Origin of the sequence: Actinopolyspora mortivallis DSM 44261 (assembly GCF_000384035.1) — a bacterium.
Lineage (GTDB): Bacteria > Actinomycetota > Actinomycetes > Mycobacteriales > Pseudonocardiaceae > Actinopolyspora > Actinopolyspora mortivallis.
The window spans coordinates 1,444,567-1,465,265 of the sequence record NZ_KB913024.1; the positions used below are offsets into that span (position 1 = coordinate 1,444,567).

The 20,699-nt window shown below is 67.4% G+C and carries 22 protein-coding genes and 1 pseudogene; 11 read left to right on the top strand and 12 right to left on the bottom strand.

From position 1 onward, the window contains the following. Nucleotides 1-104: 104 nt before the first annotated feature. The 6 genes from ACTMO_RS0106950 to ACTMO_RS0106985 form a co-directional block, all read right to left on the bottom strand. On the bottom strand, nucleotides 105-554 hold the full coding sequence (locus ACTMO_RS0106950; protein ID WP_019853953.1) for an NUDIX domain-containing protein: 450 nt from the start codon (nucleotides 552-554) through the stop codon (nucleotides 105-107). A gap of 28 nt (nucleotides 555-582) precedes the next feature. Continuing rightward, nucleotides 583-807: an Imm1 family immunity protein gene (locus ACTMO_RS23660; RefSeq protein WP_019853954.1), complete on the bottom strand. Its 225-nt coding sequence runs from the start codon at nucleotides 805-807 to the stop codon at nucleotides 583-585. Between the two features lie 244 nt (nucleotides 808-1,051). Continuing rightward, nucleotides 1,052-1,507: an Imm1 family immunity protein gene (locus tag ACTMO_RS0106960; RefSeq protein ID WP_019853955.1), complete on the bottom strand. Its 456-nt coding sequence runs from the start codon at nucleotides 1,505-1,507 to the stop codon at nucleotides 1,052-1,054. Beyond that, nucleotides 1,504-2,379, bottom strand: coding sequence for a DddA-like double-stranded DNA deaminase toxin (locus ACTMO_RS22330; RefSeq protein ID WP_084792088.1), 876 nt, complete (start codon nucleotides 2,377-2,379; stop codon nucleotides 1,504-1,506). The genes ACTMO_RS0106960 and ACTMO_RS22330 overlap by 4 nt, the downstream gene beginning before the upstream one ends. A gap of 850 nt (nucleotides 2,380-3,229) precedes the next feature. Next, a complete protein-coding gene (locus ACTMO_RS0106980) occupies nucleotides 3,230-3,532 on the bottom strand; it encodes a hypothetical protein (protein ID WP_019853959.1) in 303 nt (100 codons plus the stop codon). Further along, the gene (locus tag ACTMO_RS0106985; protein ID WP_245556065.1) at nucleotides 3,529-3,846 is read right to left on the bottom strand and encodes a hypothetical protein; all 318 of its coding nucleotides are present in this window, start codon (nucleotides 3,844-3,846) and stop codon (nucleotides 3,529-3,531) included. Before ACTMO_RS0106985 ends, ACTMO_RS0106980 begins: the two co-directional genes overlap by 4 nt. Nucleotides 3,847-3,936: 90 nt before the next feature. Between ACTMO_RS0106985 and ACTMO_RS24225 the strand changes: the two genes are divergently transcribed. The 8 genes from ACTMO_RS24225 (at nucleotide 3,937) to ACTMO_RS0107025 (ending at nucleotide 9,767) form a co-directional block, all read left to right on the top strand. Then, nucleotides 3,937-4,122, top strand: coding sequence for a helix-turn-helix domain-containing protein (locus ACTMO_RS24225; RefSeq protein WP_483756996.1), 186 nt, complete (start codon nucleotides 3,937-3,939; stop codon nucleotides 4,120-4,122). Further along, nucleotides 4,094-4,792 (top strand): DUF5753 domain-containing protein, encoded by a 699-nt coding sequence (locus ACTMO_RS21685; protein ID WP_019853961.1) that lies wholly within the window; start codon nucleotides 4,094-4,096, stop codon nucleotides 4,790-4,792. Before ACTMO_RS24225 ends, ACTMO_RS21685 begins: the two co-directional genes overlap by 29 nt. Before the next feature lie 6 nt (nucleotides 4,793-4,798). Further along, nucleotides 4,799-4,993, top strand: a complete 195-nt coding sequence (locus tag ACTMO_RS0106995) for a DUF397 domain-containing protein (RefSeq protein WP_019853962.1) — start codon at nucleotides 4,799-4,801, stop codon at nucleotides 4,991-4,993. Between the two features lie 55 nt (nucleotides 4,994-5,048). Next, on the top strand, nucleotides 5,049-5,327 hold the full coding sequence (locus ACTMO_RS22870; RefSeq protein ID WP_157062825.1) for a Scr1 family TA system antitoxin-like transcriptional regulator: 279 nt from the start codon (nucleotides 5,049-5,051) through the stop codon (nucleotides 5,325-5,327). A gap of 26 nt (nucleotides 5,328-5,353) precedes the next feature. Continuing rightward, nucleotides 5,354-5,533: a DUF397 domain-containing protein gene (locus tag ACTMO_RS0107005; RefSeq protein ID WP_019853964.1), complete on the top strand. Its 180-nt coding sequence runs from the start codon at nucleotides 5,354-5,356 to the stop codon at nucleotides 5,531-5,533. A gap of 379 nt (nucleotides 5,534-5,912) precedes the next feature. Beyond that, nucleotides 5,913-6,959: an NsdA family TPR-like regulatory protein gene (locus tag ACTMO_RS20590; protein ID WP_157062826.1), complete on the top strand. Its 1,047-nt coding sequence runs from the start codon at nucleotides 5,913-5,915 to the stop codon at nucleotides 6,957-6,959. 275 nt (nucleotides 6,960-7,234) lie between these two features. After that, nucleotides 7,235-7,429 carry a DUF397 domain-containing protein gene (locus tag ACTMO_RS0107020; protein ID WP_019853967.1) on the top strand — a complete coding sequence of 65 codons (195 nt, stop codon included), beginning with the start codon at nucleotides 7,235-7,237 and terminating at the stop codon, nucleotides 7,427-7,429. An 805-nt stretch (nucleotides 7,430-8,234) separates the two neighbouring features. Further along, nucleotides 8,235-9,767 (top strand): serine/threonine-protein kinase, encoded by a 1,533-nt coding sequence (locus ACTMO_RS0107025; RefSeq protein WP_019853968.1) that lies wholly within the window; start codon nucleotides 8,235-8,237, stop codon nucleotides 9,765-9,767. Nucleotides 9,768-9,798: 31 nt separating this feature from the next. On the opposite strand, the gene ACTMO_RS23250 is transcribed toward ACTMO_RS0107025, so the two are convergent. Both ACTMO_RS23250 and ACTMO_RS0107035 read right to left on the bottom strand, forming a co-directional pair. Further along, nucleotides 9,799-9,966 carry a hypothetical protein gene (locus tag ACTMO_RS23250; protein WP_019853969.1) on the bottom strand — a complete coding sequence of 56 codons (168 nt, stop codon included), beginning with the start codon at nucleotides 9,964-9,966 and terminating at the stop codon, nucleotides 9,799-9,801. 126 nt (nucleotides 9,967-10,092) lie between these two features. Beyond that, a complete protein-coding gene (locus tag ACTMO_RS0107035; RefSeq protein ID WP_019853970.1) occupies nucleotides 10,093-10,845 on the bottom strand; it encodes a DUF427 domain-containing protein in 753 nt (250 codons plus the stop codon). 244 nt (nucleotides 10,846-11,089) lie between these two features. On the opposite strand from ACTMO_RS0107035, the pseudogene ACTMO_RS20595 reads away from it, so the two are divergent. Both ACTMO_RS20595 and ACTMO_RS0107050 read left to right on the top strand, forming a co-directional pair. Beyond that, nucleotides 11,090-12,079, top strand: a pseudogene (locus ACTMO_RS20595) (glutathione S-transferase family protein); the annotation flags it as partial. Nucleotides 12,080-13,062: 983 nt separating this feature from the next. Beyond that, nucleotides 13,063-14,094, top strand: coding sequence for a LacI family DNA-binding transcriptional regulator (locus tag ACTMO_RS0107050; RefSeq protein WP_019853972.1), 1,032 nt, complete (start codon nucleotides 13,063-13,065; stop codon nucleotides 14,092-14,094). A 107-nt stretch (nucleotides 14,095-14,201) separates the two neighbouring features. On the opposite strand, the gene ACTMO_RS20600 is transcribed toward ACTMO_RS0107050, so the two are convergent. The 4 genes from ACTMO_RS20600 to ACTMO_RS0107070 form a co-directional block, all read right to left on the bottom strand. Continuing rightward, on the bottom strand, nucleotides 14,202-14,966 hold the full coding sequence (locus ACTMO_RS20600) for a GH12 family glycosyl hydrolase domain-containing protein (RefSeq protein ID WP_157062827.1): 765 nt from the start codon (nucleotides 14,964-14,966) through the stop codon (nucleotides 14,202-14,204). An 89-nt stretch (nucleotides 14,967-15,055) separates the two neighbouring features. Continuing rightward, the gene (locus tag ACTMO_RS0107060) at nucleotides 15,056-15,727 is read right to left on the bottom strand and encodes a lytic polysaccharide monooxygenase auxiliary activity family 9 protein (RefSeq protein WP_019853974.1); all 672 of its coding nucleotides are present in this window, start codon (nucleotides 15,725-15,727) and stop codon (nucleotides 15,056-15,058) included. A 137-nt stretch (nucleotides 15,728-15,864) separates the two neighbouring features. Continuing rightward, the gene (locus ACTMO_RS0107065) at nucleotides 15,865-17,322 is read right to left on the bottom strand and encodes a glycoside hydrolase family 6 protein (RefSeq protein ID WP_211212919.1); all 1,458 of its coding nucleotides are present in this window, start codon (nucleotides 17,320-17,322) and stop codon (nucleotides 15,865-15,867) included. A 790-nt stretch (nucleotides 17,323-18,112) separates the two neighbouring features. Further along, complete coding sequence (locus ACTMO_RS0107070) at nucleotides 18,113-19,354, bottom strand: MFS transporter (protein ID WP_019853976.1); 1,242 nt, start codon at nucleotides 19,352-19,354, stop codon at nucleotides 18,113-18,115. A 303-nt stretch (nucleotides 19,355-19,657) separates the two neighbouring features. Here ACTMO_RS0107070 and ACTMO_RS0107075 point away from each other — a divergent pair, with 303 nt between their 5' ends. Then, entirely contained in the window at nucleotides 19,658-20,698 is a 1,041-nt protein-coding gene (locus tag ACTMO_RS0107075) for a FecCD family ABC transporter permease (RefSeq protein WP_026448957.1), read from the top strand. Nucleotide 20,699 lies beyond the last annotated feature (1 nt).

The window sequence follows — 20,699 nt, forward strand, 5'->3', positions numbered from 1 at the left end:
GTGGTGTGCACGACGAACCGTTTCGACAAGCGCGCCGGGCGCTACGAAGCCACCGCCCACCTCGTCGCGATCAACGAATGGCCTTGGTCCGCTTCGACGCGCGCCTAGCCGGTGGGGTTGGCGAGGTGGGCGTCGACGAGTTGTCGTACTTCGGCGCTGACCGGATGCTGGTCGGTGGTGACCACCCAGGCGGACTCGTCGTGTTCGCTGAGGTGCACCTCGGCGGGGTTGGCCACGGTGACGGCCCAGGTGTGTTGGCGGGTGTGTTTGCCGGAGCCGGAGGTGTAGTCGAACGCGCCCAGATAGCCGGTGACGGTCGAGATGGTCAGGCCGGTTTCTTCGGTGACTTCGCGGTGCAGCGCGGCGTACAGGTCGGCGTCAGTGGGTTCGACTTTGCCGGAGGGCAGTTCCCAGGTGCCGCCGCGGAAGTCGTCGGCGGGGCGTTTGAGCAGCAGGATCGTGCCGCCGTGGTCGATGACGGCGCCGACGACGCGTTGGTCGATGCCGTCGGCGGCGTCGGCGCGGGTGAGTTCAGCCAGGTCGGGTGTGTTCATGCGAGGATGCCTTCTTTCAGCGCGCGCCCTAGGCGACGACGTCCGGGAACGGTTGCAGGATGGCGCCGGTGAAATCGCCGAGTACCCAGGTCACCGACGTTGGACGTTGGCCTCCGGTGCTCCGGAACTCTCGGAGCGCTGTGCGGGCCCGCTCGATGGGGATGGCTGTGAACCGATCGTGGTAACGTCCGGTGTCGATGTCGCTGGCCAGGTGGGGGCCTCCAGCGGCGGTTTCGAGTTGAACGATACCCACATCCGGTCCGGGTCGAGATCCGAGGCGGTGAACAGCAACGCTGCGTACCCGGCGGTCGGGTTGACGCAGACCCGTAGGTGGTATTCGGGAAGGTCCATCGTTTCCAGCGTCACCGTCTGTTCCCCCACGAAGATCTCGCTCGGCCGGAGCGGATCACCCTGCGTGAGAACAGTGTTGATGACCTGATCGACCTGGTCAGCGTCGTCACCGCGCAGTCAGTCGTGTTGGTGACTCGCACTGATGATCACGATAGGTGAGTGACAGAGGGGTCAGCCTGCTCACGCCATGTGACTAGCTGCGGAAGTTCGCCCGTCTCCAGGAATTCGGTGACAAGGCGTGTCAACGTGGGAAACGAGAGGCCGTTTCCGGCACGCATCGTGTCCGAACGGCTGGTGTGGTACTCCGGCGAGTCCGGGTCTCCCACTGCCTGGCACCAATGCCCCGGGCCAGTGTACTCGGCGTAACCGTAGCCACCAGCAACTGCGATCTTGAGTGAGTGGTCAGGGGTCATCCGGCCCGTCAGTGGATGCTGCTTCATCGGGCGGGACTCGTGGGTCAGTATCGCTTCGTTCGCATTCGGGTCCGACAGTCCCGCCAGAAACGTCTCCACATCGCTGTCCGTAACCAGAGTTGACTCGTGAAGGTTCTTAGTCACCGTGCTATCCGGTTCGAATTCGAAGTGCTTGGCACGAATTGTCACGACGGCTCCCTTCCCACGTAGCGAGCTCGTTCACTGTCGTGTTCGACGGCAGTCAGGCTCGCCCCAGCCTTCAGGATAAACGGTAAAAGCTGGTCGCAGGTTGCTCGCTCGTCGTCGAGGCGGCGTCGTTGCTCGTCACTGAGGTTGCGCTCTCGGCCGCACACCTCTCGGTCGAGCACGAAGACTTCGTCGCCAGGGGAATTGTCCAACATCTCTACGGCGACCTTGACTTCAGCGTGTCGGGCAAGCGCCCACACACCAGGGTCGTCGGGAAACCTCGCTTGGAGCAAGCGTTCGGCACGCTTGTAGGAGCTGGCGGGGTCATCATCCGGACCACTGCACACGCGCTTGGCGCTCTTGCCAGGGCCGAGCCACCATCCCACAGTCTGTGTCCCGCGTGTTCCCCGAGGCAACGATGCTCGTACCTGTTCGACACGCTCTTCTGAGACCCATGTGGGCAGCGGTTGATCCGGGCTCGGCGGCGAGTTGCCGCCCTCTTCCGTTGCTTCAGGCACAGGGGTTGGTTCCGACCGTGATTCGAAAGATGGCTGGATGGCTGGTGCTGGACTCGCCTCGTCGTCAGGGGGTCCAACGGACTCGGCGCCGGGAGCGCCGATGCTGGTCATGTAGGCGCGGATGGCCTTGTCGACCGAAACGAGAGTTTTGCTTGTCGCGCTCGTGGTGGACCAGGCTTCGCGGTAGGCCGGGATGCCGGCCGACAGGTCGGGGTGGGTGTGCTCGTCGACGATGGCGGCCAAAGTTTGGCCGCTTTCGCCGATCCGTTGGCGGGCGTGGGCGAGAGCGGTCTGGCTTTCGGCGAGTTTGGCCAGTACCAGGGCCAGCTGTTCGCCGAGTTTTTCGAGGCTGCTCACGGTGCCTGGCTGTGTTTCCGTTTCGGCACGAGCGAAGGCGGTGACTTGCTTCCTCCCCGGTCTGGGCGAGGTTCACGATCCTCGCTGCCGTCGCTGAAGGCCAGCTCCTGAGAGTCGCTGACGGCGTGTTCGGGCCTCGCACGGATAGCGGGGAGGCTGGGCGGTTGTCGCATGGCGCGACGGTAGCGCCGCCGACCGACAGCGGAGGCTCTCCAACGGACGAGCCCGTTGCGAAAGACTCTCTCCCGCATCAAAAGTCAGCCGACCGGGCCGGAACGCCACGTAGGCAAGCCACTCCGGTCGCGGTGTAGTGCTGGCCGGTACAGACGATCAGCGCGTTGGGAATCAGGAGCGTGGTCAGCGGCGAGTTTGGTGGCTTCGGGCCGGGTTCCGACGACCAGCGCGATGGTCACGGGTGCGGAGCTCCTGCTGTGTGGTTCCCGAATCCCATGTGTCGCCTGCGGCTCTGTGGGAAAGACGGACGGCGACCTGTTCCGGGGTTGTGTAAGGCTGTCGGGGATCGCTGTCCGGAGGTCAGCACGCGGAGTCGGCACGACCGCGGGAACCGGCGGGAGACCGCGATGGCCAACGGGTGGTTCACAGCGGGTAAGACGGCGTCTTACCCGCTGGTTCGGCTACTGCGTCCAGTGTGTCCAGGGGTGACGAGGAGACACCCCCTTGTCCGTGTGTCGTTTCCCCGGCGGGCGTGCTCAGAGCCTCCGGAGCCCGTCGAGCACCCGTTGCAGAACCGAGTACGGCACCGTTGTTCGTTTCCTCGCAGGTGCGTACAACTCGCCGGAGAAGGCACGGACGTATCCGCGCACGCGGTCCGGTTCGCGGTGTCGTCCGGTCACTGTTCCCCCTCGGCGCTGCCGGTGCCCGCCTGTTCGGCGCTGCCGATGTCCGGCTGCGCAGCGCTTCCGCCGCCTGACTGTTCGGCGATCAACAGTTCGGTGCAGTCCGAGCAGGTGGGGGCCTGGACCCAGTCCAGCTCGCTGGGTTTGGCCATGGCGCACTGAGCGCCGCACACGGAGGTGTCGGCTGATCGGCCGTCCCAGTGTTTGCCCCGGAAGGCGTGCCGGTGCCAGGTGAACCCGGTTCGGTCCGGTACGGGGAGCCAGTAGTGCTGGCGTTCGGGGATGTTCACGATCATTCCTTCCAGGTCGGCTGAGCCCCGCGGAGCTTCAGGTAGGCGGTGAAACAGAGGTCGCAGAACGGTCGGATGTGGTGCATCCGGCGGTCTTCGGCCGGGGGAGCTTCGGCGTAGGCGTGGCCGCCGAGGGTGTTCACCGCGCCGCCTCCGAACGGCAGTTCGTCCAGTGTGGCGTGTTGGTGGGTGTCGCCGTCCGGGACGAACCACGACACGACGACCCGCCTGGTCTGCTCGCTGAGCTCCACAGAGTTCCCCCGTTCGATCGCCGCCCGGCCCAGATCGCGGCCGGACTGCAAGCTGCTTAGTGCGCTCATTGGCTAGGAACATAGCCAACTGCAATTGCAATTGACGATCCCTCAATCAGGGGATCTTGTCTGTAGGGTTCACGCGATAGTCTTCCTCGCATGAGCAATACGCCACCCGCAGTGCGCCGTGTCCAAGTTGGGTTGATCCTGCGAAACCTGCGCCACGAGGCAGGGGTGTCGCCAGCCAAGATCTCCGAACGTCTCGACTGGTATTCGGGCAAGCTGACCAAAGTGGAGCGCGGAGACTTGACCGCCAGTGCGGCCCGAGATCGAAGTCATGCTTGAGATGTACGGCGTGGCGGACGATCAGGAGCAGGCCGAACGGTTGCGAGCGCTCGGTAAGGAAGCCCGGCGACGCGATCAACCGGCCAAGGTTCCCGACTGGGCCGCGACCAGTGTCGCGCTGGAAGGCGCGTCATCCGAGATCAAGGTCTACGATCCCGAAGTCATCCCCACGATCTTGCAGACCGAGCACTACGCGCGGGCCGTGCTGTCCAACCCGCTGGACGAAACCGTGGACCCCGAGCCCGGGGTGGCCGAGCGGATGATGCGAGCCGATCGGGCTCTTCGCGAGGAAGGACCGCAGGTGTGGGTGATCCTCGGTGAAGCCGCGCTGCACCGACAGATCGGGGATTATCAAGTCCTTCGCGATCAGCTCCAACACCTGCGCAAGATGGCGAAACGCTCCAACGTCACGATCCAGATCATCCCGTTCACCACCGGTGAGCATGTCGCGCTCGGCAGCGGATGGATGTTGCTCACGCTGGAAGAGCCCGCAGCGACTTATGTCTATCTGGAGGGACTCACCTCCGCCGACTACATCGACCGTCCCGCCCACACGGACGCCTACAAGCGAGCGTTCGATAGGCTGCGTGCGGCGGCGGCGTCCGAACGTGAGACAGCTACGATGCTGGACCGCCGAATCAAGGAGCTGCGACACCAGACCACGGAGTAGGTAATCATGGCTGATCTGACCGGCGTGACCTGGCGGAAGTCCAGCCGCTCGCAGGGCTCGAACAACTGTGTCGAAGTCGCGGTGGCCGCCGAAAACGTCAGCGTGCGCGACACGAAGAACCGCGAGGCGGGGCACTTCACCGCCACCGGCTCGCAGTGGTCGGCCTTCCTCGACGCCGTGAAGAGCAGCCGCTTCGACTGAGCCCCAGCCGAACAACTTCGCACCCTCGGAATCGTTTCCGGGGGTGCTTTCGTATGTGGACACTCGGCTGAGCCCTGCGGAGTTTCAGGTAGGCGGTGAAACAGAGGTCACAGAACGGTCGGATGTGGTGCATGCGGCGGTCTTCGGCTGGGGGGCTTCGGTGTTCGGGGAAACCGACCCGAATATCGGATACGTCGAAGGTCCGCTCGGCGGGCACATCATCGAGGACAGTAACGAAGTGACCACGCTGCGACACATCTTCGACGAGGTCCGTTCGGCAACGCTGTCGCAGCGGGAGTCCGTGAAGTTGGTGCGTACGATGATCCCCGCATGAGCGGATGCGACAGGAGGGAACGCACCATGAGCGCGTGGCGTACGAGCTCGTACTCTGGGCAAGGCGGTCAGTGTGTCGAGGTCGGCCGGGTGAATGAACATGCTGCCGTACGCGACAGCAAAGACCGCGAGGCTGGTTACTTCACTGTTACCGGCTCGCAGTGGTCGGCCTTCCTCGACGCCGTGAAGAGCAGCCGCTTCGACTGAGCCCCAGCCGAACAACTTCGCACCCTCGGAATCGTTTCCGGGGGTGCTTTCGTATGTGGACACTCGGTTGAACCGGGGGAGCTTCGGCGTAGGCGTGGCCGCCGAGGGTGTTCACCGCACCGCCTCCGAACGGCAGTTCGTCCAGTGTGGCGTGTTGGTGGGTGTCGCCGTCCGGGACGAACCACGACACGACGACCCGCCTGGTCTGCTCGCTGAGCTCCACAGAGTTCCCCCGTTCGATCGCTGCCCGGCCCAGATGTCGGCCGGACTGCACGGCACTGGTCGCACCCATCACCCCAAGCATCGACGTGGTGTCGCTTCGCGCACAGTGGCGGAACGGGGTCACTTCGGGGGCAGCTCGGTGGCAGACTGAAGAACTATGATCGGTAACGATCACCTCAGGGCGGCACGCCACGCGGCGGAATCGGCCCGCGTGCCCGGTGAACACATGAGCCGCGCCGAGTTGGCCGAACGGGTCAACGCGTGGCTGGCAGAGCACACCGGCAGGCCGGGAGCACTGGACCGGCACTACCTCGGCAGGCTTGAGCGCGGGCAGATCCGACGGCCGGGACGGGACTACCGTGCGGCCTTCCGCGCGATTCTCGGAGCGTCCGATCACGACCTCGGATTCGCTCCCGACCCACGAGCCGAGCGGCTTCGCCGTGCCGCACAGCACCCCCGCACGGCCGACACCACGGCCCTGTCCCAAGCAGCCGAGATGCTGTCCACCGTGCGCAGACTCGAAGACGAAACATCCGCGAGCGCCGTCCTGCCCAGCGTCGCGGCCCACGCCGAACTCGTGAACCACCTGGCCGAGGAGTCCAAGCACACCCCCGAAGCAGTGGGACTGGCCTCGGAGACCAGCCAGTACCTCGGCTGGCTCAAGATCGCACGAGGCGAACACGGCCACGCGCAAGCCCACCTGGACCGCGCGGCGCGGCTGGCGATGGAGGCCGACGACCCCCAGCGGCTCGCCACCGCACTGAGCTTTTCCGCATACCGTGCACTACTGATCGGTAACTACAGGCAGGCAGCCAACCTCAACGAGGCGTCCCTGCGTGACAGCCGCGTTGATCCGGGGCTGTATGCCTACATGACCATTCAGGGTGCCGAGATCGCGGCACACGAGGGAGATTCCCGCGAGGCCACACGTCTGCTCGGCCAAGCCGATCACCGAATCGAGCGACTACCTTCGCCGGAGGAGTTGCCGGACAACTCGTACTGGTACGTACCATCCGTCCTGAGTGGACACAAAGGGTTCGTGCTCCACGCGCTCGGGGACGCCGAGCAAGCCCGCCAGGCAGCGAGAGAGTCCCTGGAAGCCATGCCGGAAGCCTGGACCCGCGCCGAGTGGGCGGCGGACCACCGTGCCCTCGCCGGATGGGAGGGTGAGGCTGCCACACAGCGGATTCGTGAACTCGATTGAACTCCTCTTCGACTGAGCCTCAGCCAACGGCTTCGTACCCTCGGATTCGTTTCCGGGGTGTTTTCCTGTCCGGAGGCCGAGCGTTCCAATGTCGTTTTGCAGGTAATCCCGTTCACGACCGGTGAGTACGTCGCGCTCGGCGGCGGACGGAAACTGTTGCCTGTGGGTGGGCGTTCGATAGGCTGCGCGCGGCGGCGGCGTCCGAACGGGAGACGGCCACGATGCTGGACCGCCGAATCAAGGAGCTGCGACACCAGACCACGGAGTAGGTAATCATGGCTGATCTGACCGGCGTGACCTGGCGGAAGTCCAGCCGCTCGCAGGGCGCGAACAACTGTGTCGAAGTCGCGGTGGCCGCCGAAAACGTCAGCGTGCGCGACACGAAGAACCGCGATGCGGGACACTTCACCGCTACCGGCTCGCAGTGGTCGGCCTTCCTCGACGCCGTGAAGAGCAGCCGCTTCGACTGAGCCTCAGGCAACGGCTTCGCACCCTCGGAATCGTTTCCGGGGGTGCTTTCTCTTGCGTGCACGCTCGGTCACGAGCGAAGAAGAGTCCCCTGATCGTGACCAGGGGACTCCGTGCTACTTTGTATCCGCCAAGATTACAAATAGCAGTGCCGAGCGTAGCACGGAATACGCTTCCCGCCACATGTGGTCCAGGCAGCGTGTGGGGAGGGACGTAAGTCCTGGCCACGGTTCACAGCCGTGCGGACCGCCGTCAGAGGGCGTGCAGCTCGCGCGTCAGGCAACGCACGATCTAGGCGAACCCGGCCGTGTCCTTGGTAAGCCCTGGCGCTCATGTTCGGGCACTATCGGCCCGCCATCGCCGCTCTGCCCGTAACCCCCGGCTCGGCGCGGGTGTAACACCCCGCGCGGGGTGAAGCTCCCAAGTCACAACTCCGGTAGACCGAGAACCTCACCTCCCCCTGATCCCGGGAGAGCTGTGCCGCGTGCCCGGCTCACCCGGGATCGAGGGGGGATCGCAGCCGTACGGGTCCACGCGGTTCCCGAGCCCCCCGGGAGCCACAGTGCCTCACCTGCTGCTTTGACCGTCGTAGGCAGGGGTGATACGGATGATCTTCTGTCCGTGTGTCCGTCGTGGGAGGCTGTCGTCCCGGTCCGCTCGGGCGGTCGTTCGGCGGAACCTCCCGTGACGGTGTCGGTGGGCGCGCCGGAGGCACCGGACGGCACGCGCGGTTCCGTGCCGCACGGGAGCATCCGCCGGAGTGGTGCTCGGGCGCGGTGCGCCGGTGGCAGGTGACGAGGAGGACCGGTGGGCAACAACCGGGTGATCGCGCGGCGCTACGAGTTGACCTCGCCGATCGGACACGGAGCGATGGGCCAGGTCTGGTCCGGCTACGACCAGCGGCTGGACCGACGGATCGCGGTGAAACTGCTGCCCGCGGCCAAACTGGCCGAAGCCGACGACCCGCAGCTGCTGACCAAACGGTTCGTGCGCGAGGCCCAACTCACCGCCAGGGTCGAACACCCCGGCGTTCCCGCCGTCCACGACGTCGGCACCGAGGGCGACGAGCTGTTCCTGGTCATGCAACGGATCTCCGGCACCGACCTCGCCGCCATCATCGCCGAACACGCGCCGCTGTCGGTGTCCTGGGCCGCCTCGATCGCCGCGCAGATCGCCGCCGTGCTGGCCTCGGCACACGAGGCCTCGCTGATCCACCGCGACCTGAAACCGAGCAACGTGATGATCGCCGACAGCGGCACCGTCAAAGTACTCGACTTCGGCATCGCGGCCGTGCTGGAAGGCGGACACACCAAACTCACCCGTGCGGGCGAGAGCATGGGTACCCCCGCCTACATGGCACCGGAACAGGCCATGAACAACACCGCCACCCCGGCGAGCGACCTGTACTCCCTGGGATGCGTGCTGCACGAGCTGCTCAGCGGCGAACGGGTGTTCGACGCCCCCGGGGCGCCCGCGATCGTGCACAAGCACCTGAGCGTGTCGCCGACCCCGTTACGGGAGTGCGGCGTGACGGTTCCGGCGGACCTGGAACGACTCGTGCTCGACCTGCTGGCCAAGAACCCGCAGGAACGCCCCGAGGACGCACGGGAGGTATACCGGCGGCTGCTGCCGTACCTGCCCGCGCCGGAGAACTCCGTCACCGTCACCGACAGCGGCGACCCGACGGCTCCCTACCGGCACCCGCACGCCCCGCGCTCCCCGCGGTCTCGGCCCGCGACCACCGAGACTGGCGACGAGGTTGCCCTCGCGGACCCACGCGAGGCCGAGGAACGCATCCGTGCGGAGCAGCAACGGGCCAACGAACTGGTCGACGAGGCACGGTTCACCCAGGCGGCCGAACTGCTGCGTTCGTTGCTGCTGGACCGCTCGCTGCGGCGACAGCTCACCCCGGACCGCAGGACGAAGATCAGGCGCAACCTCGCCACGTTCCACTTCCTCGGCGGCGACTACCGGGCGGCGCTGGAGGAGTACACGAGGCTGCTCGCGGAGTTCGACGACGACTCCGGCGTGCCGATCTCCTCCGTGCTGGAGTGCCGGTTCATGGCCGCCACCTGCCGCATGGAACTCGGCGAGAACCAGCGGGCCGCCAGCGAACTGCGCGCGCTGCTCAACGAATACCTCCGGCTGTCGCCGAACGAACTGGAACGCATCCTGGAGGTCCGTGTCCAGCTCGCGACGCTGCTGTCGAACACCGGGGACACGCACGCGGCCCGGGAACTACTGCGGCAGGTGCTGGCCGCCGCCACCACCGAGGAGTCCCAGCTCCACGCCGAACAGGCACGCCGGATGCTGGCCCGGCTCGACGAACTGGGGCGATGAGTACTCCCGTCCGCGCCTTCGGCACACCGTCTCAGCCGAAGAGCCGGACGAGGAACCACCCGAGGCGGCTGACCCTGCGAACGCGGGGGTTTCCGGCGACGCCGTGGATCTCCCACTGCTGGCCACACACCCCGCAGCGCCACAGGCCGATGCGTGAGGTGTCCGGGCGGCACCGGTGTCCGTTGCGTCCTCGTCGCATGGGCCGATCACACCACGCCCGAGCCCCGGACGTCCTCCTCCCGGAGAGTGGTCTTCGGTTCGTTTCCGTCCCCGCGGTGCGGGACCCGGCCACTCCGCCGTCCGCGGGACCGCGGTGGGTCGTCCGTCAGGAGAACGGCGTCTCGGGCCGCCGCTGGAGTTCGCCGTCCAGATGCAGATCCACACGTTCGTCGTGGAAACAGACCAGCCCGGCGATCTTGTGGCTCTCCGGCAGCGGCGTGCGGTAGATCCACGCCACATCAGTGTGCTCGGCCTCGCCGGTGTGCACGTGCCAGTAGGTGGCCGTTCCCTTGTACGGGCAGCGGGTCACGTGCTCGCTGGGGCGCAGCAGCTCCATCCGCACGTCGGGTAACGGCAGGTAGTAGCGGGGCGGCAGGCCGGTCTCGAACAGGATTCGCGGATGGTGCGAGTCGGCGACGGTGACGCCGTCGAGCCGCACCACCACGTGCCGCGAACTCTCCAGGATGTCCACCCGCGTGTAAGGGTCGCGGGGGTGGACGTAGACCGGCTCGTCCTCCTCGAACCACTCGTCCATCGCGTTCCAGTCGATCCGGACCAGCTCGCGCAGTCGGGGCAGCGGGCAGTTCCGGTAGCCGATCGCGGCCGCCGGTGCCCTCGCCGAGTCGGTGACGACGTCGTAAACCGTGCCCTCACCCAGCCGCCGCGAGTGCCGCACCTCGCCGGCCTCGGTCAGCTCGGCCCGCACGTCCTCGCGCGGAACATAGTAGGTGGGGTAGTAGGGGTGCTCCCAGACCAGCACCGGCCGTCGGGTGTCGGCCACCACGTGCCCACCGAAGACGGTCCGCACGCGCTTGGCGGACGTCTCGACGCCGATCTCCTCGCGGCTGTGCTCACTCATCGGAGACTCCTCCGCCGATCCTGGTCGCCGCGGTGCGGCCGTTTCCGCCGTCGTGCCTTCCGGAGCCGAGCGGGCGAAACGTGTGCGCCTCGACACCGGCAGGGCGAGGACTTGCTGACATACTACGAGTCCGTTGAGGTGTCGGTCACGCCGAACGGGCGTACCCTCGAAAGCGGCAACGGGTCGCCGAAACGGCCGGAGACACCGGTGATCGTGGCCCGCGCACGCTCGCAGTGGAGGTTCCGTGACCGAGGGCAAGGAATCCGCCCGGGACGGTGAGTACATCGCCACCCGCATCACCGCCGACGGGGCCGAGGGTTTCCCCGTCGAGTCCGGTCGCTACCGGCTGGTCGCCGCGCGCGCCTGCCCGTGGGCGAACCGGACGCTCATCGTGCGGCGACTGCTCGGGCTGGAGGACGCGATCTCGGTGGGGATGCCGGGCCCGACGCACGACTCCCGCTCGTGGACGTTCGACCTCGACCCCGGAGGGCGCGATCCGGTGCTGGGGATCCACCGCCTGCGGGAGGCCTACTTCCGGCGGGACCCGAACTACGCCCGGGGGATCACCGTTCCGGCGATCGTGGACACCACCACGGGCGCGGTGGTCACCAACGACTTCGCGCAGATCACCCCGGACCTGTCCACGGAGTGGCGCGCCCACCACCGGGCGGGCGCCCCCGACCTGCTGCCCGCCGAACACCGTCAGGAGATCGACGAGATCAACCGACGCGTGTTCACCGACGTGAACAAGGGGGTCTACGCCTGCGGTTTCGCCGAGACCCAGGCCGCCTACGACGAGGCCTACGAGCGGCTGTGGTCGGCTCTCGACTGGTTGGAGGACCGGTTGCGTGACCGGCGCTATCTGGTGGGGGAGACGATCACCGAGGCCGACGTGCGCCTGTTCACCACACTGGTGCGTTTCGACGTCGTCTACCACGGGCACTTCAAGTGCAACCGCCACAAACTCACCGAGATGCCCGCGCTGTGGGCCTACGCGCGGGACCTGTTCCAAACCCCCGGGTTCGGGGACACGGTGGACTTCGAACAGATCAAGCGGCACTACTACGTCGTGCACAGCGGCATCAACCCCACCGGGATCGTGCCCGGCGGCCCCGAACTGTCCGGTTGGACGAGTCCCCACGGGCGTCAGGCCCTGGGCGGGCGTCCGTTCGGGGACGGAACCCCTCCCGGCCCCGTGCGGGAGGACGAGCGGGTGGACCCGGCGCACACCCCCCCTGGGATGACCGGGAAGAGCGGGGTCAGCAGCCGGGGAGCCTGCCCCGCTCGTACTGTTTCAGCCGTTCGTCGGTGCGCAGGAACGCTCGACAGTAGACCTTGGCCACCTCCCAGAACGTCGGTGTTCTCGCGCGTTTCGGCGGCGTGCGGTCGCGACCGCGCTCGGGCTCCGGATGTTCGTCCCGGGGCGCCGGCACGGTCGGTGGGAAACCGTCGTCGGGGGAGACACACAGCACCCGGGCGAGTTCGGCCAGCGGTTGGGGCGGCCAGTCCGCCAGGTCCTCCGCTCGGGGTTCCGAGGTGCTCGGATCCGGGCGGGTCAGGGTGCACCATCGCCCGCCTGCGGTCTTGATGACCCGTCGTGCCCGGGGATCGGAGGGAAGGTCCGCGGGATGCACCCGGACGGTTCCGCCCGGGTCGCCGCGGGGGTCGGTGCCGGTCTCCGGTGTCTGTCCGCGCGCGTCGGTGGTCATCACGGCTGTCCTCCGTTCGGAAGCGGCGACAGGGGCCGCCCGGACCAGGATGAGCGATCCCACCGTCGCGACGAAGCCGCCGAACGGATGGCACGAGCAACCGCTCCCGGAACCGGGGTCTCGTCAGTGACCGGGCGCGGGGGCGTGTTGCCGGAATCGCGAACCGCGAGTTTCCCGTCCGATTCGGCAACTCGATTCAGTGATTCCTTTCGCGCATTCCGAGGAACACCATAACCGGAGGAGCACCCGAGAGAGTGTCGAAACGGATCGTTTCGTTCTTTTTGTCTCTCGTGACCGGTAAAGAGGACGGTTCCTCCGTCGTTCGCGTTCGGCCGGGTGATGTTTCGGGTAGGGTTCGTGGTGTGCGAATCCCCGTGGGCCACTCGTCAGTCCGATCGTCACGGGGAGGATTCGTCGGGGGCGGTCGGGTGACGTTCGTCGGTGCCGACAAGCCGTGCGTGTGGCCCCAGTACCATGAGTTCCGGTGGGCGGACGATCTGGAGGACCTATGACGAGTCCCGGGCGTACCCGGGCCGCCGGGCGGCCGACTCTCGAACAGGTCGCCGCCGAGGCCGGTGTCTCCCGCGGCACCGTGTCGCGTGTGGTCAACGGCTCGCTCGAAGTCAGCACGAACACCCTGCACGCCGTGCGGGAGGCCATCGACAAACTCGGATACGTTCCCAACCAGGCCGCGCGCAACCTGGTCACCAAACGAACCGACACGGTGTTGTTGGTGGTCTCGGAAGCGGAGGAAAGGGTTTTCGGCGAGCCGTTCTTCGGCGGACTCGTCCGGGGGCTGGGGGAGGAACTGGGCAGGACGAATCTTCAACTGAGTCTGATGCTGGCCGGCAGTGACCGGCAGCGTGAGCGGGTCGAGCGTTTCGCACGTGACGGTCGTGTCGACGGGGCCGTGCTGATTTCGTTGCACGGGGCCGATCCCCTTCCGGGAAAACTCGTGGCCGCCGACATTCCCGTGGTGCTCACCGGACGACCGCTCTCCTCGGGGAGCGGGATGCCGTTCGTGGACGCGGACAATCTCTCCGGGGCCGAGACCGCCACCGATCACCTGTTCCGGATCGGATGCCGCCGGATCGCGACGATCACCGGTCCGCAGGACATGGCGGCCGGAGTCGACCGGCTCGCCGGGTACCGCGCGGCCCTGGAGTTCCGCCGCGGTGGCGCCGGGCTGGTCGCCCACGGGGACTTCGGCCGGGCCAGTGGGGAACGCGCGATGCGTGAGCTGCTGGAGCGCGACGACACGATCGACGGGGTGTTCGCGGCCAGTGACCTGATGGCGGCCGGTGCCATGCGGGTCCTGCGGGAACACGGCAGGAGGGTTCCCCACGACGTCGCCGTGGTCGGTTTCGACGACTCGGACGTCGCCCGCAACACCGATCCCGCCATGACCAGCGTGTCCCAGCCGGTACGCCGCATGGGCAACGAACTCGCCCGCCTGCTGGTGACCAGGATCGAACAGCCGGACAGTGTGCCGGGGCCGGTGATCCTGCCCACCGGGCTGGTCCACCGGGACTCCGCCTGAGGGGCGGGTGCCAGTGACCCCGCCGGAGGGCGGGAGGCCGTCTCCTCCGGCGGGCGTGGGGAGCGGGCACGGACGCGAGCGGGGAGTGCCCGTGCCCGGGGGCTCGGTCAACCGATCTCGACCGAGAAGTCGTTGGTGGCCAGTCCCGCTCCGCCGACCCACGGTTCGAAGCCCGCCTGGACACTGTTCAGGTACCAGTGCGGTGCGACCGAGCCGCGCTCGACGGCGTCGGCGGTGAACGCGCTCAGGTCGAGATCGACGGACTCGGCCGGTTCCGCGCGGACGTAGCTGATCACGTTCCAGCCCTCTCCGCCGGTCCAGACCTCCCAGCGGGTGCCGTCGAGGGTCACGGTGTCCACCGGGGAACCGATCGGTTGGATGTCCCCTCTGCGGTCGACCCAGATCATCAGTTCGGCCGCGTTCTGTCCGGACTGGTTCGCCACCGGATCGAACCACAGGTCGTAGGCGGCGTTGTAGGTCCCCGCATCCGGGGTGGTGATGTCCCAGTGCGTGCGCACCTCACCCATCCGGTCGGCCCGCAACGGAAGGGAGTCACCCGTGGTGCAGTTGTCGTAGTGACAGCCGAGATACACCGAGGGGTACGCCGCCGGGGCCCCGTCGGTGGGCCTGTCGTGCTCGGCCGTGGTCACCGTGAACGAGGTGCCGTCCACGTCGAGGCATTGCGTGGTCTCGGCCCCCCACACGTTGTTCTGGACGATGTAGCGGCCGTCCGCCACCGGTGTGGAGGCGTACTTGTCGCACAGTGTGGTGGCGGGTTGGGCGGCGGCCGTCCCGACGGCCGTGCTCGAGGCCAGCACGCCCGTGGTGAACAGGACGGCCCCGAGCAGCCGGCCACTGGTTCCGTTGACCATGAAACGATCCTTCCCGGTCGGGTTCGGCACGGGCGGTGCGGTGGGCTCCGCACCGCCCGTGTGGTGGTTGGCGATCCACCGGCGTGTCGTCACCGGAAGATCACGTCGGAGCAGTTGTAGAAGGCCTCCGGGCTGTCGGAGCGCTGCCAGATCGAGTAGACGAGGTGCCTGCCCTCCTTGTCCGGGAGCTCGGCCTGCCAGGTGTACTCGGGCCCGTGCGGTCCCTCGCCGTTGATCGGCGGGTCGGTGACCACGTTGAACGGTTCGGGTTCCAGGTCGTCCCAACCCAGCGGTTGTGTCGGGTCCCAGCCGTCCTTGGTCACGTACTGGTACCAGGTGCCCGGATGTGCCGCCCAGGCGTTGTAGCGCAGGGTCACGGTCTCGCCCGCCGGCATCTCGGTGGTGGGCCAGTCGGTGCGGGCCATGTTGTAGGCGTCGTAGGTCTCCGTGGGGCCGCACAGCTTGCCGTCCGGGATGATCTCGCGGTGCCGTCCGTCCGCGTCACTGATCAGGTTGCCGAACCAGTTCCACAGCGCGGTCTTGCCGCCGCGTTCGACCGCCTCGGCGCAGGCGGGGTTGGTGGGGTCGAGATCGCCGCCCTGGCCTCCCTCCAGGCCGTTGACGTAGCAGGCGTAGGTCCGGGTCTTCGGATAGGTGAATCCGCCGTGGGCCTGGGCCGCTCCGGGATTGACGGTCGCGCCGAACAGCGCGGCGACTGTTCCGAGCGCCCCGGCGAGGATCAGCGTGCTTCGTGACCGCATCTGTCGCTCCCGTCTCGTTTCCGTGGGAATCAGCTGGGTTCGTCGGAGGACGGGTTCCCCGTCCCGACACCGGTCGTGCCCGGACGGGAAACCCGTGTCGGTGGCCGGTCCGCGAAGGAACCGGTCAGGAAGGGGAATCAGCCCTGCTCACCCGAGGAGTCGACGTTGGTGTTCACCTCGGAGGTCCCGACGGCGGGGTGGGCGTTCTCCACCAGCATCGTGAACTGGTCGTGGAACCAGTGCCCGGCCAGCGGGGAGTCGGGCAGGGCCCCGGTGGGGTTGTTGCCCGCCTCCGGTGCGACGTAGTCGGGATCGCACATCGGGTCGGGGTGTTTGCCCTCGTTGTTGGGGATCTCCTCGCTGGAGCCGTCCGACTCTCCCGGCGGTTTGATCCAGACGAAGGCGTCGAGGTGGGCCTCGGCGGACACCGAGGGGTTCGCCCGCGGAGGCTGGCCCATGCCGGCTCCGCTGGCGTTGCACCAGAGACCGCGGTGGGCACGTCGATCCACCTTGGACTCGTTGACGTAGGTGTCCAGGTCGTTGCTGGAGCTCTCCCGGGTGGGCCGTTCGGGACCGCCCCACCCGTTGCGTCCCGTGTCGATGATCGTACCGATGTCACGGGGCCAGCCCCGGGCGACGAACTGGGAGTGGAGGTCTGCGGCGAAGTCCGTTTCGTCGAAGTTCGGGTTCCACTCGTAGAACGGGGCGGAACGGATCTGTTGACCGCCCACTCTGCCGTAGGGGTCGTTCAGGAACGGTTCCTCGGTGGGGGTGTAGTTGGCGGTGTTGATCGCGAAGCCGTCCACGCTCGCGAAGCCGCCCTCGGTCCCACGCACCACGTCGGTGTAGAGGTCGACGCTGTCCGTGAGGTTGTTGTTCCAGCCCAGCCAGCCGGAGTGCGCGAAGTCCATGTAGGTGTAGACGTTCGGGATCTCGTGGAACCGGTTCAGCGCGTACTGGACGGCCTCGACCTGGATGCCGCTGGACTTGGCCTCGGCGCACTCGGGGTCGTCCAGGTTGGTCACCAGGTTGGGCAGTCCGTCCGGCTCGATGACCGTGACGATGCGGACGTCGTCGTACTTCGGATCCTGGAACACCTCCGTGATGGCGTCGACGTAGTCGTTCTTGTAGCGGCGTAAGCCCTCCTGGGTCAGCGGGAGCTCCCCGTTGGAGGCCAGAGCCGCGCAGTCGCGTCCCGGCAGGTCGTAGACGACGAACGAGGCCGTGATGGGCCCGGAGCCCTTCTGGGCGAGTGCCTCGTCGAGGTGTTCCCGCAGGCCCAGTCGTCCTCCGTTGGCCTCACCTCCCTCGATGGCCGCTATGCGGTCGAGCCACACCGCTGTGGGGTAGGACTGCACGGTCCGCATCCTGTCCCTGAGTTCCGCTGAGTCCGTCCGGTCGATGGAGCTCTGGACGTTGTCGGAGTAGTCGGGATTGACGTAGGAACTGGCACCCTCGAAGGGGTTGTCCACGTGGGCTTGCGCCTGGGGTTGTCCGGACGCAGCGACGGGGAACGCCGCGGTCATGGCGAAGGCCACGGCCGCGGGCAGGAAACGTCGCCACTTTCGTCGTGTTGGTGGCGAAGTGGATGTCATAGGAGTGACTCCTTGTTTTTCTGTTCTGCGGAGTGACCGGCGCACGAGCACCGACCACGATCCCGACGTGCTGCCTCTCGCTTCGCCGAGATCGTTTCAGCTCCCATCGTCGGTGATGTGGATCACTGGGAGCGCTCCCAAAACTAGCACAGAAAAAGAACCAGTAAACCCCTTGTTCGGAAATCTTTCGTTCCTCACGTGGTGTCGAACTCTTCTCGTCCTCCACACGGCCGACGCGTTCCCGGCTGCTTCGGGAAGACGGTTCGTCCTCCGGACACCCGAAACGACAGAACGGTTCGCGTGCCCGAAGGGACGGAGTGACCAGCACGGCCGTGTGGAGTCCGTCCGTGTGTCGACCGGGGACCCGCAGCAGCGGACAGGCGGGGGAACCGTCCCGCCGTCGGACGGAGCACACCGGAAAAACACGTCCGGATACGAACGGATTCCCTTTTTCGTTTTCCGGAAAGGAACATTCCGGAGTTCGGGACCTCGCTGTTCGGGGATATCTCGGCCCCGAGCTGGGTGATCGTGCTGCTCGCGCATCACCCCGAGCCGAGGAAAGCGAACGAGAACCGTCGGAAACCGTACAGTGGAGCGAGTCGGGGACTGCCGTGCCTTTCCTTTCTCGGCTGTTCGGCGGAATCCGGAAACCCCGCCGAACAGCGGAGCCCCTTCGTCCCGGACACGGATTCCGTCATGAACCTCGGTGACCCGAAACCGTCTCCCTCCCGGCCCCGTCGGCACGAGAACGGAAGGTGCGGCCGGGTGCCCGCCCGGCCGCACCGGCGGGTCACTGTCGTGGGTGGGCGAAGTGCCGGGTTCCCGGGATGAGGGTGAGCAGAGTCGGGACCGTGAAGCACAGCAGGGAGCAGGCTCCGAGCACCCACCCGGGCCCGAAGGCCTCGACGGCCGGACCGATCAGGGCCAGTCCCAGCGGAGCGAGACCGTAGGAGACCAGGAAGTCCAGCGAGGAGACCCGACCCAGCAACCGGGGGTCCACCTCCCGCTGGGTCGCCGTGAACCAAGGGACGTTGAACAGTTCTATGCCCACTCCGGCGACGACGTAGCCCGCGAACACCACGAAGGGAGGAACGGGCAGCAGCAGGGTGAGCGGGGCGATCCCGTAACAGCCCAGCGAGACCAGGGCCGTCCATCCCGGGGAACGTGGGCGCCAACGTCCGATGAGGACGGCTCCGAGCAGGGCTCCCGCCGTGTAGGCGGTCAGGGCCCCGGCCAGGACGAACTCGCTTCCGTACCGGTCCCGGCTGATCAGGGGAAGCACGATGTTGGTGGCCGAGTAACCGAAGGTGATCACCGTGCTCAACGCGACCAGCCCAGCCGGGAACCAGCTGTGGCGACGGGCCTCCCGGAGGCCCGCGACGAATCCGGCGACGAGTCCCTCCGTGTCGGACTCCTCCTCATGTCCACGATGGGTGCCGGGGGGAGGGGACAAGGCGGAGACCAGCCACAGTGCCGCGGTGAGCAGCAGCAGTGTGCGCAGACCGAGGGTCGTGGCCAGCAGGGCGGTGCCGGCGGGGGCGACGAAGGTGGTCACGCGTACCGAGAACGTCCGTGCCGCGTTGGCCTGCTGGAGGCGGTCCGGGTCGACGACTTCGGCGGTCAGGGCCTGGTAGGCGGGCCGGGTGGTTCCCTGTCCGATGCCGACCAGGGCGGCGGCGCCGGCGGCGAGCACGAGGGAGTGTCCCATCCCCCAGGCGAGGGCGGGTGTCGCCGTGGCGGCCAGTGTCCCGGAGAGGAGAATCACGCGGCGGGCCGCGTAGCGGTCGGTCAGCAGACCTCCCACGGGGACGGCGACCAGGAATCCGGTGGTGCGGGTGGCCAACAGCAGACCCGCCTCGGTGGGAGTGAGCGTGTTCCGCAGCACCGCCAGGCCCAGCAGGAAGGGAAGCGCCCACGTCGCGGTGGCCGAGGCCGTGGAACCGGCCCACAGCCGGAGGAAACCGCTGTCGAGCAGTATGTTTCGCGGGGGTGGAGGCTTCGGGGCGGTGTTCGCTTCGGTGGTGGTGGACATGGGCCTTTCGACTCCTGGGGTGCCGTGGTGACGAGCGGCTGTTTCCTCCGAGGGTGGTTCCCGGAGGAGCTTTCATGATAATGATAATCGTTTTCGATTAAGACTTCGCGTGCGGGGTCGCTCCGGTGCGGAGCGTGACCGATCTCTCCGGGGTGGACCGTCCTCTAGACGAAAATGATTTTCATTATTAATATGCACGTCGATGACACGACGTGACCGGAAGAACCCGCGTTCATCCGGTGCGGTGAGCCACGAGGAGGACGGCGCGTGCTTCGCTCCAGACCCCGTTCGACGTCGACCGAGGTGGGGGCGCGGCCGGAACTGCTTCCGGTCGTCCTGGTCCTGGTCCCGGTGCTGCTGGTCTCCCTGTTCGTCGGGGTCGCCCTCGGTCCCACGGTCGTTCCGCTCGAGGACACCGTCCGTTACCTCGGGGCCGCGCTGACCGGGGGTGAACTCGCCCCCGACGAGATGACCGGCTACTCGATCGTCTGGCGGGTGCGCAGCCCGCGAGTACTGCTCGCCGCCGTGGTGGGAGCGGGACTGAGCGTCGTCGGCGTCGCCGTGCAGGCGCTGGTCCGCAATCCGCTGGCCGATCCCTTCATCCTGGGCGTCTCCTCCGGAGCCTCGGTGGGGGCCAGCGCCGTGTCCTCGCTGGGGCTGTTCGCCGGATTGGGGGTCTACGCCCTGTCCACGGCGTCCTTCCTGACGGCGCTGGGGGCCTCCGCCCTGGTCTATCTGGCGGCGCGAACCAGCGCGGGACTCACCCCGCTGCGCCTGGTGCTGGTGGGGGTGGCGCTGGCCTACGCGTTCCAGGCTCTGATGAGCCTGATCGTGTTCTTCTCCCCCTTCGGCGAGACCGCCCGCTCGGTGCTCTTCTGGCTGATGGGCAGTCTGGGCGGCGCCACCTGGGGCGCCCTGCCACCGGCCACGGCGGTGGTCGTGCTGACCGTGTTCGTGCTGCGGCGCGGCGGTTCCCGGCTGGACGTGTTGTCCCTGGGGGACGAGACGGCCGCCAGCCTCGGAGTGGAGGCCACCGCGTTGCGCCGGAACCTCTTCCTGCTGACCGCGCTGACCACGGGGGTGCTGGTGGCCGTCAGCGGCGCCGTCGGATTCGTCGGGCTGGTCATGCCCCACCTCGCGCGCCTGCTGGTCGGCCCCGGCCATCGGCGGGTACTGACCGTGGCCCCGTTGGCCGGGGCGATCCTGCTGGTCTGGGTGGATCTGCTCTCCCGAACCCTGTTCGCACCCCGGGAGCTGCCGCTGGGAGTGGCCACCGCCCTGCTCGGAGTCCCGGTGTTCGTCGTCCTGCTGCGCCGGAGCGGTTACCTGTTCGGAGGGCACTGAC